The 12,069-nt window shown below is 25.7% G+C and carries 15 protein-coding genes; 1 reads left to right on the top strand and 14 read right to left on the bottom strand.

Translation table 11 applies throughout. The features are described from left to right. Window positions 1–154: 154 nt before the first annotated feature. The 11 genes from efp to BM384_RS00245 all read right to left on the bottom strand — a co-directional run bounded on the left by efp (window position 155) and on the right by BM384_RS00245 (window position 7,432). Window positions 155–715 (bottom strand): elongation factor P, encoded by a 561-nt coding sequence (gene efp, locus BM384_RS00295; protein ID WP_090009361.1) that lies wholly within the window; start codon window positions 713–715, stop codon window positions 155–157. 154 nt (window positions 716–869) lie between these two features. Further along, the gene (locus BM384_RS00290) at window positions 870–1,256 is read right to left on the bottom strand and encodes a hypothetical protein (RefSeq protein WP_090009359.1); all 387 of its coding nucleotides are present in this window, start codon (window positions 1,254–1,256) and stop codon (window positions 870–872) included. After that, the gene (locus BM384_RS00285; RefSeq protein WP_090009355.1) at window positions 1,216–1,629 is read right to left on the bottom strand and encodes a hypothetical protein; all 414 of its coding nucleotides are present in this window, start codon (window positions 1,627–1,629) and stop codon (window positions 1,216–1,218) included. The genes BM384_RS00290 and BM384_RS00285 overlap by 41 nt, the downstream gene beginning before the upstream one ends. Beyond that, window positions 1,610–2,104: a hypothetical protein gene (locus BM384_RS00280; RefSeq protein WP_090009352.1), complete on the bottom strand. Its 495-nt coding sequence runs from the start codon at window positions 2,102–2,104 to the stop codon at window positions 1,610–1,612. Before BM384_RS00280 ends, BM384_RS00285 begins: the two co-directional genes overlap by 20 nt. A gap of 130 nt (window positions 2,105–2,234) precedes the next feature. Beyond that, window positions 2,235–2,645 (bottom strand): hypothetical protein, encoded by a 411-nt coding sequence (locus BM384_RS00275; protein WP_090009349.1) that lies wholly within the window; start codon window positions 2,643–2,645, stop codon window positions 2,235–2,237. Next, the gene (locus BM384_RS00270) at window positions 2,629–3,165 is read right to left on the bottom strand and encodes a hypothetical protein (protein ID WP_139232015.1); all 537 of its coding nucleotides are present in this window, start codon (window positions 3,163–3,165) and stop codon (window positions 2,629–2,631) included. Before BM384_RS00270 ends, BM384_RS00275 begins: the two co-directional genes overlap by 17 nt. Beyond that, window positions 3,074–3,508 (bottom strand): hypothetical protein, encoded by a 435-nt coding sequence (locus BM384_RS00265; RefSeq protein ID WP_090009343.1) that lies wholly within the window; start codon window positions 3,506–3,508, stop codon window positions 3,074–3,076. Before BM384_RS00265 ends, BM384_RS00270 begins: the two co-directional genes overlap by 92 nt. Then, window positions 3,501–3,962 carry a pilus assembly FimT family protein gene (locus BM384_RS00260; protein ID WP_090009339.1) on the bottom strand — a complete coding sequence of 154 codons (462 nt, stop codon included), beginning with the start codon at window positions 3,960–3,962 and terminating at the stop codon, window positions 3,501–3,503. Before BM384_RS00260 ends, BM384_RS00265 begins: the two co-directional genes overlap by 8 nt. Continuing rightward, a complete protein-coding gene (locus tag BM384_RS00255) occupies window positions 3,963–4,991 on the bottom strand; it encodes a type II secretion system F family protein (protein ID WP_090009336.1) in 1,029 nt (342 codons plus the stop codon). It lies immediately after the preceding gene. After that, complete coding sequence (locus tag BM384_RS00250; RefSeq protein ID WP_242945917.1) at window positions 4,981–6,327, bottom strand: GspE/PulE family protein; 1,347 nt, start codon at window positions 6,325–6,327, stop codon at window positions 4,981–4,983. Before BM384_RS00250 ends, BM384_RS00255 begins: the two co-directional genes overlap by 11 nt. Before the next feature lie 103 nt (window positions 6,328–6,430). Beyond that, on the bottom strand, window positions 6,431–7,432 hold the full coding sequence (locus tag BM384_RS00245) for a hypothetical protein (protein ID WP_090009333.1): 1,002 nt from the start codon (window positions 7,430–7,432) through the stop codon (window positions 6,431–6,433). 181 nt (window positions 7,433–7,613) lie between these two features. On the opposite strand from BM384_RS00245, the gene BM384_RS00240 reads away from it, so the two are divergent. Continuing rightward, window positions 7,614–9,359, top strand: a complete 1,746-nt coding sequence (locus BM384_RS00240) for an Rqc2 family fibronectin-binding protein (RefSeq protein WP_090009328.1) — start codon at window positions 7,614–7,616, stop codon at window positions 9,357–9,359. A gap of 17 nt (window positions 9,360–9,376) precedes the next feature. Here the strand turns inward: BM384_RS00240 and BM384_RS00235 are convergent, their stop codons facing one another. Genes BM384_RS00235 through BM384_RS00225 form a run of 3 tightly spaced genes read right to left on the bottom strand, consistent with a single transcriptional unit; the run spans window position 9,377 to window position 12,036 of the window. Next, window positions 9,377–10,549 (bottom strand): THUMP domain-containing class I SAM-dependent RNA methyltransferase, encoded by a 1,173-nt coding sequence (locus BM384_RS00235; protein ID WP_090009325.1) that lies wholly within the window; start codon window positions 10,547–10,549, stop codon window positions 9,377–9,379. A gap of 17 nt (window positions 10,550–10,566) precedes the next feature. Further along, window positions 10,567–11,103 (bottom strand): bifunctional pyr operon transcriptional regulator/uracil phosphoribosyltransferase PyrR, encoded by a 537-nt coding sequence (gene pyrR, locus BM384_RS00230; RefSeq protein ID WP_090009322.1) that lies wholly within the window; start codon window positions 11,101–11,103, stop codon window positions 10,567–10,569. A 15-nt stretch (window positions 11,104–11,118) separates the two neighbouring features. Continuing rightward, entirely contained in the window at window positions 11,119–12,036 is a 918-nt protein-coding gene (locus tag BM384_RS00225; RefSeq protein ID WP_090009319.1) for an RluA family pseudouridine synthase, read from the bottom strand. Window positions 12,037–12,069: the final 33 nt, after the last annotated feature.

Genomic DNA, 12,069 nt, shown 5'->3' with positions numbered 1-12,069 from the left:
CACTCTTGTCCATTATTCGTAAAATAATAATGGTTTATTAAGTGTACCCTTTTTTAAAAAATTATTTTTTAAAATTTTTTATTTTTTTGTATAACTGGTCTATGCATTAAAAAAAAACTGCTAAGTTCCTAAGAACTCAGCAATCCTTTGTAAACTATTTAATTCTTTCCATGTATTCGCCAGTTCTTGTATCTACTCTTATTACATCACCTTCATTAACGAACATTGGAACGTTAACTACAGCACCAGTTTCTAATGTAGCAGGCTTTAATGCATTAGTTGCAGTATTTCCTTTTACTCCTGGTTCACATTTAGTTATTAATAATTCAACAAAGTTTGGTGCTTCTACTGAGAATGCTTCACCTTTGTAGAACTTGATTATTGCAAACATATTTTCTTTTAAATACTTGATTGCATCTTCAACTTTTTCATAGTTTAAAGGAATTTGTTCAAAAGTTTCTTGATCCATGAAGTAATATAATTCTCCATCTGAATAAAGATATTGCATTTCTTTTCTTTCTATAACAGCTTCTTGGAATTTAGCTGATGGGTTAAATGTAGTTTCAGTAACTGACCCTGAGATTACATTTCTAAGTTTAGTTCTTACGAAAGCAGCTCCCTTTCCTGGCTTTACGTGTAAAAAGTCTATAACTGTATAAACTTGTCCTTCGTTCTCAAAAGTTGTACCTTTTCTTAAATCTCCTGCTGATATCATAATAATATCCCTCCAAATGTATAAGTTTCATAATAAGCACTATCAATGTATGCACTTATATTTGTAAATTTTTTCTCATTACACAACAGTTTTATTTTATCAGAACATAACAATAAATGCAATTATTTATGCGTACTTTCCCCAAAATACAACGCTAATTGTAAGTTAAACTTATTTTTCCTTCAATATTATCGTAACTTGCATTAAATTCGTAGTAAATAATATTATATTTATCTATTAAGAACTTAAAAGATTTTATTATATCATCTTTTCTTCCGTTAAGGCTTAATCCTATAATATATCGATCTTCTTTATCCTCTATACTTATAATATTTAATCCTGCTTCACTAAAGTTATTTATAATATCTTTAAGTTCCATTTTAGATTCTATTTTGGGTATTTTTTCTATATACTTACTTTGATTATTTAGTATTTCATAGTTACAATAGATTTCAATGAATAAAATAATACTTAAAAGAAAGGCTGATATTTCTATCTTTTTATCCTTCAGACATAATAACACGTATCTTATATTTATCATCATAAGCCTCCATATTTATTATTTTTAATCTTTTATCCTTTAATATTCCTTGAAATTCATCTATGCTATCTGTAAAAATAATCGCTTCATTTTCATTAAATGTTCCAACTGTATCATCCTTTATTATATCCATCCATTTAAAAAAACTTTCATTATTTATATAAGAATATTCTATAATTTTATCTTCTTTATTATTTTTCTTACTTCTATTATTGTTATTAGATAATATAAATGACATTGTCTTAGGAAGAAGTATAAGCTCTATAATTGAAATAAGTATTAGTAATGAAATATTTTTCTTTTTAGTATCTCTTTTATATTTTTCTATAAATGATGCTGGAATAAAGTTCTTATTATAAGAATATTTTTTCACTATATAACCCTCCACAATCCAAAAATATAATATTTTCTTCATTATCTTCTAAAAATTCAATTCCCCTTTGAACATATAAACTTCCTTCATCCTTTATTCTATTAAAAACTTCTTCTAATTCATTAATAGAATGTAATATATAGCACATAGATAAATATCCTTTATGCACATTTATAAAATAATAGGTTTTAGAATAATATAAAATACACTTAAAAGACTCTTTTTTAATCTTTTTTCTTAAATACTTAAAAAAATATACTTGAATTGGTATAACTTCTATCTCTTTTAGCTTTCTAGCTATTCGTGAAATAAACATACCTTCCATCATGTAATATAAATACATGGACTTTTCTTTTTTAGATATTTCATAGTTAATTAAATATTTTTCTTCATCTCCAAGTTCTTCTTCTATAATATTATTTATTTTCTTTTCATTAATATTTTTAAAATTAATATTAATTCTTTTTATATACATATTAGATTCAAATAAAATTATCTTTGCATTCTTTTTATTAAATTCTTTAAGAAAATTATAATAATTATATACTTCTCCATTCCACTTAATAGTATCTTCATATACCTTTATTATAGTTTTTCCTATTTTCTTAATCCTCCTTATCTAAATATTTCTTCTCTTCAGGTATAAAGATAATTTTATCATTATCTTCTACAACCTTAAGCTTTTTATCATAAGTTATTTCTTTATATTTATAAGAAGCACAAAACCTTTCCAAAGTATTATCATAAAATAGCAAAATATAATCATTAATAAGAGTATTTTTTTCTTTAAGGGAGTCTATAGATTCATTTTCCTCCATAACATAAGCATCTATACTGCACAAAACCTCATCAAAATAATCCTTGTTATATAAATCATTATGTTTAATATTTGCATTATAATCATTGAAATTACAGCAATATAACTTTATAAAAGAACTACTCAAAACTGTTATACACATTAATACCATTAACGAGACTATCAAAATAGATCCATTTTTCTTATAATGCTTTAACATATTCCTTTCCTCCTTTAGAAACAGTTATATATAAGATTTTTCCTTTTCTTTTAATATCAAATTTATCTATTTTTTTAGCTAATGTATTGTACGTATTGTAATATTCAAAATCTCTAATATCATAGTATTTAATTATAATTTTATCTGCTTCTTTATTTATAACTTCTTTTTCATATTCTTTATCTAAAGTTCCTTTATAAATTATCAATTTATTATCTTTTGAATTAATTTTTTGAACTCCCTCTTCATTTAAAAATCTTTCTATATTTATAAATAGATCATTTATATCATTTTCAGCCATTTCTGATTCTTCACATCTAATAAATATATTATTTACACTTATAAAAATATTAGCTAAGATAGCTGTAATAATCATAATTAATGCAATACACAAAATGCTCTCTATTAATGTAGTTCCCTTCTTAACTTTATACATAATCCATCCAACGTCCCTTAACAACTTCTTTTTTAATAACTTTTCCATTTCCATAAAAGTTAATTTTAATAAATAGTCTTTCATTATTCTTCTCCTCAAGACTAATTACTATAGTTTTATTACTTTCTTTTTCAGATACTAAATTCATTAAAGGCTCTTCTTTAAGTTTATCTAATAAAGTTTTATCATAGTTAATAAAAATAGGTTTATCTAATAATCTATTAGTTAATTCATCAAATTGAATATTATATTTAATTTCATTACATACTGCATTAACTATCTCTCTTCTATTAAACATTTCTTCATTATTTCTTATAATTTTTTCAGCAATAAAGGAGATTCTATAGGCTATACTTATAGTAACTAAAACTATAGCCAAAGCTCCTAAGACTTCTATTATTGAATTTCCCTTAGAATATTTAATCATCTTTTATATAAACTAAATTTCCTCCTACTTGAATTACTATTTTCTTTTTAGTTCCAGTATTATCTGATATATTTATTGTATATGGACTAATATAGCCATCCTCATTAATATCTATTTTTAAAATTTGTTTTCCATCAAGAACATAATTAAAATTTTCTATTCTTTTTCCTCTAGAAATATCTATCGATTTTACTATTCTCTTTTTAGATAATAAATAAACCCTTATAGATTCATCAGAATTTATAAAGTATAGTTCTCCATAAACTTTATTTTCATAACAATACTGCCTAGAATAAGTCATAATTTCACGTATATTATATATATCAGACTTATACTCAAGACTGCTAATATAATCTTTAAAATGCTCACTTGAACCAATACCTATGCTCATTAAGACTATTATAATAGACAATACAGCTATTACTTCAATAGTGCTTATTCCTTCTTTTTTCATTTAAATAGCTCCAGAATAAAGCATATCAATCATAGGTAAAATAAATAAAAAAATAAACACCATAATACATAAGCTTATAATTGTAATAGCTATTGGATTAATAGCTGACACTACTTTGTTAAGTCTATCTAAAAGTTGTTCTTCTAACCTTTTAGAAGATACTATTAATACCTCATGAAGATTACTACCTCGTCCTCCTAAGGCTATCATAGATAATGTATACTTTGATAAAATTCTGCTGTCTTTAAGACTGTTTTCAATACTATTTCCTTTAGAAACCTTTTCTTTAAGTTTTTTCATTTCATTATTTATGCACTTTATATTCATAGACTCCATGCATAAGTCAATTCCCTTATTAATCTGCATTCCACTATTTAAAATAATTGAAAGATTCATAATAAAAATATATTCATAATACTGCCTGATAAATTTAATTTTTAAAAGCCATCTATTTTCTTTTTCCTTACTTCTAATCTTAAAAAGAAAAAATAAAAGTATAGAAATAATAATTAAAGAAATTATTAATGATATTGAATATACTTTATCTGATAAAAGATATTTATATATTTCGTAAACTTTTTTTATAATGCTAGGAATATTTTTATTCATAGACTGAAAGGTTTCATACATACTTGGAACTATCATAATGAAAAATAAAAAAACTAATCCAATTAAAAATCCTAACACCAAAAGCGGATATCTTAATGCTGTCTTTAGTTTTTTATTAATATTACTAAGATTATTGTAAAAAATATTTAAATTAGATAAAGTCTCACTTAAAACTCCTGTATCTTCACTTATCTTTAATGCTCCTGAAAAGAATTTTGGATATAAAAAAGGAAATTTCTCAAAGGACACACCTAAAGTATTACCTTCTTCAATACTTATTTTTATACTCATAAGACTTTTCTTGTATTTATTATCTAAAGGCAGCTCTAATAAAATGTCTATACTCTCAATAATTGATATTCCATCATCATAAAGAGTTAATAAATTTCCTGAAATAAGCGCTAATGAATCATATTTCATCTAATTCTTCTCCTTCTATAAATCCAAGATAGTCATAATAATCAACTTTTCCTTCCATCAATAATTTATTTAATCCTTCTAGCATTTCATCATTAGATAACAAGTTTTCTTTTTCATATATTTTCTTCATATCTTCTCTTAAATTTTTACTTATATAATACACTGCTGAAATAAGCTTTCTTTTTCTTATTCCTGTTTTATTACACTTATCACATCCACATTTTTTATAAATCTTCACCTTTTTAGAGTTTATTAATGTATCTCCAATATACTTTTTACACTCATCACATAATATTCCTATTAATCTTTGAGAGATAATACCTATTAAAGCTGATCTTATTAGATATCCTTTAACCCCCATTTCTTCAAGTCTTAAATAAACTTCTCTAGGAGATTTTGTGTGAATAGTTGAAAACACTTTATGTCCTGTTATAGATGCTCTTACTGCCATTTTAGCTGTTTCTTCATCTCTAATTTCTCCTATCATAATTACATCTGGATCTTGCCTTAATATACCCCTAAGGCCTGAAGAAAAAGTCACTCCTGTTTTTGGGTTTAAATTAATTTGATTTATCTCATCCATAGTTATCTCAACAGGATCTTCAATAGTTGTTATATTTATAAACTCATCTTTTATCTCTCCTAGCATTGAATATAATGTTGTAGTTTTTCCTGAACCTGTAGGGCCATTTATTATAACCAAACCATTTTTAGCTTTTTTTATCTTTTGCACACTTTCTAATTGTTTATCTGTAAAATTAAGACTAGTTATTTTCCTATATTCTTCGTTATATATTATTCTTACTACAAGTTTTTCTCCTTGAATTAAAGGCATAGAAGCTATTCTGCAGTTATACTCATTTCCATTATCATCACTCATAATTACTTTTCCATCTTGAGCTTTTCTTCTTTCTGCAATATCCATATTTGCTTTCACTTTAATTCTAGAAATAATTTTCAAATATTCCTCTAATACAATCTTTCTTCTTAAAATTAAATTTCCATTTATCCTATATCTAATTTTTACAACATTATTTGAAGGTTCAAAGTGAATATCGCTAGCATTCATTTTAACAGCTTCTTTAAATATATCTTCTTCTAACTTATCACTTATACCAAGAACTAAATTAATAAGCTCTGTAATTTCTTCTAAAGATACATATATTAAATAAACCTTCTTGCCTAATACCATTTCTAAAAAATCTTTTCCATTATTATTGTTTTTTATAGATGCAGCATATATAATATTATCTTTTTCATAAATAGGCAGTATATTTCCTTCCCTAGCCTGATTAATTGTTATCTTTTTTGATACAGATAAATCAATATCTTTCATTAAATTATTTTTAATATTTTCACCTCCCAATTTATATTCTAATTTTTACCACAGACAAGAATTTCTATACATAAAAAAACAGTAAGATTTTTAAAAAATCTTACTAAAAATCTACAAATGTATATTCTTTTGCTTTATCTTTAATTTTACTTATTGTACCTTTAGAATTTACCTTATAAATTTCTTCACCAGTATCTTTAATATTATTTTTTCCTATAAATAATATATCTCCTTCAGAATCTACAGATAATCCTTTATTAAAATCTATTACCTTTGGAAAATCAAAAACCATTCTCTTTAACTGATTATTTGACAATTTATATATAGACTCTGCTTCTCCTAAAACCTTACCTATAAAATAATACTCATTATCCTTCATTATAATATCTATAATTTGAGTAACTTTTTCAGAAATTATCTTTTCAGACTTTCCATCTTGTTCTATAACCTTAAGAAGTTTTTTTCCATCTACAGTTTCCTGTATACATAAAACTCCATCATCAATAGTTTTCACAAATTGAATGATACCATTATTTAATTCATAAAGTAATTTTTCTTCCTTTGTACTTACATTATATATAAAAATTCCATTAACTTTTTCTTCGCTTATTCCATAGTAAACTATATTTTCATTATCAATCCAGTCCATAAGTGTACTTGAAATATATACGTGAGAATTAAATTCTATATTACTATCATCCTTAAGAGATTTTAACTTTAATTCTAAAACACCATCTTCATTTTCAAAATAGCTTAAGTAATCTCCTGATTTAGATAATTTTAAATCTGTAGAATTTATATCAATATTTTCAAGTTTTCTTATAATACCATCATAAAAATACTCATATTCTCCATCTTTAATACCAACATAGTTACCACTTTTACTGTTATATACTCCTACTACTTCACTATTATCTATTTTTGTATAATTTCCATCAAGTAAGTTAAAATTAGATAACTCTCCTGAATCATTTTGAATTACTGCTCCTGTACTAAGTTTTATGCCTTCTACCTTTTCTTTAATATCACTTTCGCAAGAAACAAATAATACAAAGCACATTGAAACTATAAAAACTAATAATTTATTTCCTACAAAACATTTCATTAATGTCTCCCTCTTGACTTATATCACTGTAATTTATGTACTTTTTTTCTCACAACTAACATAATACTCTGAAATTTTCTTTATGACAATAGTAAAAATAATAATTTATTAATTTTCCTACACCTTAACTAAATTTTTATTTAATGATATACTCTATATATATAGAGAAAGGATGATTTTTATGGCACTTGACGGAATTTTCCTACATAGTTTACTAAATAATTTAAAGGATACATTAATTGATTCAAAAATAGACAAAATCAATCAACCCGAAAAAGATGAGATAATTTTAACTATAAGAAAAGACAGAAAAAATCATAAACTCCTTTTATCTGCATCTTCAAATTTTCCACGTATTCACTTTACTAATATAGCTAAAGAGAATCCATTAAAGGCACCTATGTTTCTAATGGTTATGAGAAAATATCTTTTAGGTGGTAAAATTATTGATGTAAGTCAAAAGGATTGCGATAGAATAGTTACTATGAATATAGAAGCCTCTGATGAAATGGGATTTAATAGCACCTATTCTTTAATTATAGAAATAATGGGTAGACACTCAAATATTACCCTTGTACGTGATAGAGATAATAAGGTTATGGAATCTATAAAGCATATAACACCTGACATAAATAGCTATCGTGTATTATATCCTGGAGTGGAATACATGTACCCTCCTGCTTCGAAAAAGTTAGATCCATTATCTTTCTCTAAAGAAGACTTAATTAAATTTACTTCTGAAAACGAAATTGTATTTGATGAAAATTTCTTTTTAAAGACATTTACAGGTATATCAAAGGTACTATCTAAAGAATTATATAGTGAATGTACTAAATTAAATATATCTTCAAATGAAAATGAAGATTTTATAAACTTTATGAAATCTTTTGCTAATGCTTTATCAGAAAACAAAGAGTTTTACATATATACAGATGAAAATAATATATATAAAGATTTTTACTGTATAGACTTAAAAGAAACCTTTAAAGATTATAAAAAAATTATTTTTGAATCACCATCTGAAATGATGGATAATTTCTTTAGTATGAAGGATAAACAAGATAGACTATCAAGTCGTTCAACAGATCTTGCAAAATTAATTCATACAAATATAGAAAGATGTAATAAGAAATCTAAAATTTTAAATGAAAACATTAAAGAAGGTGAAAAGAAAGATATTTATAAAATAAAAGGTGATCTTTTAACTTCTTATATTTATACAATAAAACCTGGTGATAAAGAAGTAAGTCTTTTAAACTTCTACTCAGAAAATGAAGAGTATATGACAATTGCATTAGATCCTTATAAAACTCCTTCAGAAAATATTCAAAAATATTATAAAAGATATAATAAACTAAAAAAATCTGAAGAATGGGCAATTGAGCAATTAGAAAAAAATGAGGAAGAACTTACTTATTTAAATTCAGTTCTTACAAACATATACAATGTTGACTCATATGATGAAATAGATGCAATAAAGTCTGAACTTATGGAGACAGGATACATAAAATATAGGGCTGATAAAAAGGGAAGCAAGAAAAACAAAGCTGATAAGCCTCTTCATTTCATATCATCTAAAGGCTTTGATATATATGTAGGAAAAAATAATATTCAAAATGATTATCTAAGCTTAAAATTTGCAAATAAAAATGATATTTGGCTTCATACAAAAGAAATTCCTGGTTCTCACTGTATTATAAAAGGTAATGATGTAGATGATGAAACTTTAAGCGAAGCTGCTATAATTGCTGCTCACTATAGTAAAGGAAAGAATACTTCAAAGGTTCCTGTAGATTATACTGAAGTAAGAAACTTAAAAAAGCCTAATGGTGCAAAACCTGGAATGGTTATTTATTATACAAATAAAACTATGTATGTAGATCCTGCAAAATTTGATAGTTTAAACATAACAAAAGCTGTAAAGTAATCTTTACAGCTTTCCTTTTATGAGTTTCTAATAATTTCTTGAATTACAGTATCTCCATGACCTTTTATCTTATTGTTATCAAAGTATTGATAATAATAACACTTTAATTTACCGTTATATAACTTTCTATTTTTAGTACTCTTTCTTCCAAAAGGCTTTTCAAAATCTTCATAAGATGTTAAGGCATTAAAGTCCCATTTATCATATTCTTTTTTATATAATCCAAATTTTCTATAAAGCTCTTCTACTTCTCTCTTATCACTTAATCTTTCTCCATATGGAGGGTTAGTTATAATAAAGCCATAATCTCCTTTATTAGAAAATTCTCTAAAATCTCTTTTGTGGAATTCTATGTAATCTTTAACTCCAGCTTTATATGCATTATTTTCAGCAGTTCTTAAAACCCATGTATCTATATCATATCCTATAAGCTTTAATTTTTTATCTCTTTTTTCTGCTTTTCTAGCTCCTTCTCTTACCTGATTAAAAACATACCCAGGCATAGTTGGCCATGTTTCACATACAAATTCTTTATTAATTCCAGGTGCTATATTAAGCATTATCATTGCTGCCTCTATAAGAATTGTACCTGACCCGCAGAATGGATCTATAAGGGTATAATCTTCTTGCCATCTTGAAAGATATACCATAGCTGCTGCTAAAGTTTCTTTTAAAGGAGCTGCCCCTGAATTTTCTCTATATCCTCTTTTATGAAGGCCTGAACCTGAAGTATCAATTGTTAATGTAACTTTATCCTTTAATATAGCTACTTCAATTCTATAAACTGGTCCATTTTCTTCAAATCTATCTATTCCATAAGCTTCACTCATATGAGTTATTATAGCCTTTTTTACTATAGACTGACAGTCTGGAACACTATGTAAAGTAGATTTTATTGATTTACCAACAACGTGCATCTTTCCGTTTCTAGGAATAAGTTTGCTCCAATTAACATTCTTAGTTCCTTGGAATAACTCTTCAAAAGTTCTTGCCTCAAATTCAGCCATTTTTATTAAAACTCTGTCTGCTGTTCTTAAATGAATATTAGCAATTGCTATATCCATTTCATCTCCAGTAAAACATACTTTACTTGTTTCAGTCTTTACATCATCATATCCTAAAGCTCTAAGTTCTTTAGCCGTAATTCCTTCCAGTCCAAAAGTAGTTGTAGCTATTAAATTATATTCCATTGCTTTATCTCCTTAGATTAATTTTCATAAATTTTAACAGAATCATCTTCATCTATTTCTGAAATATGAACTGTAATATTTTCAGACTTTGAAGTTGGAATATTCTTTCCAACATAATCAGCTCTAATTGGAAGTTCTTTATGTCCTCTGTCTATTAAAACTGCTAGCTGTACAGCTCCTGGTCTTCCTGCATCTATTAAAGCATCAATAGCAGCTCTTACTGTTCTACATGTAAATAAAACATCATCAATTAAGATTACTATTTTATCTTGAATATCAACACCTATATGGATACCTTGGACCTTTGGCATATCTTCTTTACATGATAAATCATCTCTATAAAATGTTATATCTACGCTTCCAACTGGAACTTCAACACCTTCAATTTTTTTAATTTCCTTAGCTATTCTTTGAGCTATTGGATATCCTCTTCTTTTGATACCTACAAGGACAACATTTTCTATACCTTTATTTTTTTCAATAATTTCGTGAGATATTCTAATTAAACTTCTCTTAATTGCCTTCTCATCAAGTAAATTAGCTTTTAATTTCATAATTATCATTTCCTCCTAAAACATTTCATTTCTCAGTTTTTCAATTAACTCCTCAAAATATACAGGAAGATTTGAATCAAATTCTACATACTCTTTTGTTGAAGGATGAATAAAACCTAATACTTTTGCATGAAGCATTTGGCCTTCTAATTTATATTTTTGCTTTTTAAATCCATATAAAGGATCTCCTATTAATGGATGCCCTATAGACGCCATATGCACTCTTATTTGATGAGTTCTTCCTGTTTCTAACACACACTTAATAAGGGTGCTAGATTTATATCTTTCTAATACTTCATAATGAGTAACAGCTCTTCTTCCACCCTCAACTATTCCAATTTTAAGTCTATCTTTTTTATTTCTTCCAAGAGGTTTATCAATAGTTCCACTATCCTCTTTTACTACACCTTCAACTAAAGCAATATATTCTCTTTTCATTGAATGATCTCTTAATTGTTCAGATAAAAAATTATGTGAATTATCATTTTTAGCAACTACTAATATTCCACTTGTATCCTTATCAATTCTATGAACTATCCCTGGTCTTACAACACCATTTATACTTGATAAATCAGTACAATGATATAAAAGACCATTAACTAAAGTTCCATTATAATTCCCTGGAGCTGGATGTACCACCATTCCTTGTGGTTTATTAACTACTATAACATCAGAGTCCTCATATATAATATTTAAAGGAATATCTTCTGGTTCAGCCTTTAAAACTAGAGGTTCTGGAATTGTTACTTTAACTTCATCATATAGTCTTAATTTATAGTTACTCTTTATATTTTTGTCATTAACTAATATATTTCCTTTTTCTATTAAACCTTGAAGATATGAACGAGATTTACCTTCAAAGACATGAGTTAAATATTTATCTATTCTTTCTCCTTCATAATTTTCTTCAATTGTAAAAATAGTTTCTTCCATGTTTTTAACTACACCTCAAAAATCTTTGTATTC

The organism is Clostridium sp. DSM 8431 (genome assembly GCF_900116755.1).
GTDB lineage: Bacteria > Bacillota > Clostridia > Clostridiales > Clostridiaceae > Clostridium.
The sequence above is the reverse complement of the archived record's forward strand: the minus strand, read 5'-3'. Positions and strand labels throughout refer to the sequence as shown.

Bases quoted from the DNA above. Each gene is read 5' to 3' on its own strand.
- efp (WP_090009361.1), bottom strand. From the start codon at position 715: ATGATATCAGCAGGAGATTTAAGAAAAGGTACAACTTTTGAGAACGAA.
- BM384_RS00290 (WP_090009359.1), bottom strand. From the start codon at position 1,256: ATGATAAATATAAGATACGTGTTATTATGTCTGAAGGATAAAAAGATA.
- BM384_RS00280 (WP_090009352.1), bottom strand. From the start codon at position 2,104: ATGTATATAAAAAGAATTAATATTAATTTTAAAAATATTAATGAAAAG.
- BM384_RS00275 (WP_090009349.1), bottom strand. From the start codon at position 2,645: ATGTTAAAGCATTATAAGAAAAATGGATCTATTTTGATAGTCTCGTTA.
- BM384_RS00270 (WP_139232015.1), bottom strand. From the start codon at position 3,165: ATGAAAGACTATTTATTAAAATTAACTTTTATGGAAATGGAAAAGTTA.
- BM384_RS00265 (WP_090009343.1), bottom strand. From the start codon at position 3,508: ATGATTAAATATTCTAAGGGAAATTCAATAATAGAAGTCTTAGGAGCT.
- BM384_RS00260 (WP_090009339.1), bottom strand. From the start codon at position 3,962: ATGAAAAAAGAAGGAATAAGCACTATTGAAGTAATAGCTGTATTGTCT.
- BM384_RS00255 (WP_090009336.1), bottom strand. From the start codon at position 4,991: ATGAAATATGATTCATTAGCGCTTATTTCAGGAAATTTATTAACTCTT.
- BM384_RS00250 (WP_242945917.1), bottom strand. From the start codon at position 6,327: ATGAAAGATATTGATTTATCTGTATCAAAAAAGATAACAATTAATCAG.
- BM384_RS00245 (WP_090009333.1), bottom strand. From the start codon at position 7,432: ATGAAATGTTTTGTAGGAAATAAATTATTAGTTTTTATAGTTTCAATG.
- BM384_RS00240 (WP_090009328.1), top strand. From the start codon at position 7,614: ATGGCACTTGACGGAATTTTCCTACATAGTTTACTAAATAATTTAAAG.
- BM384_RS00235 (WP_090009325.1), bottom strand. From the start codon at position 10,549: ATGGAATATAATTTAATAGCTACAACTACTTTTGGACTGGAAGGAATT.
- pyrR (WP_090009322.1), bottom strand. From the start codon at position 11,103: ATGAAATTAAAAGCTAATTTACTTGATGAGAAGGCAATTAAGAGAAGT.
- BM384_RS00225 (WP_090009319.1), bottom strand. From the start codon at position 12,036: ATGGAAGAAACTATTTTTACAATTGAAGAAAATTATGAAGGAGAAAGA.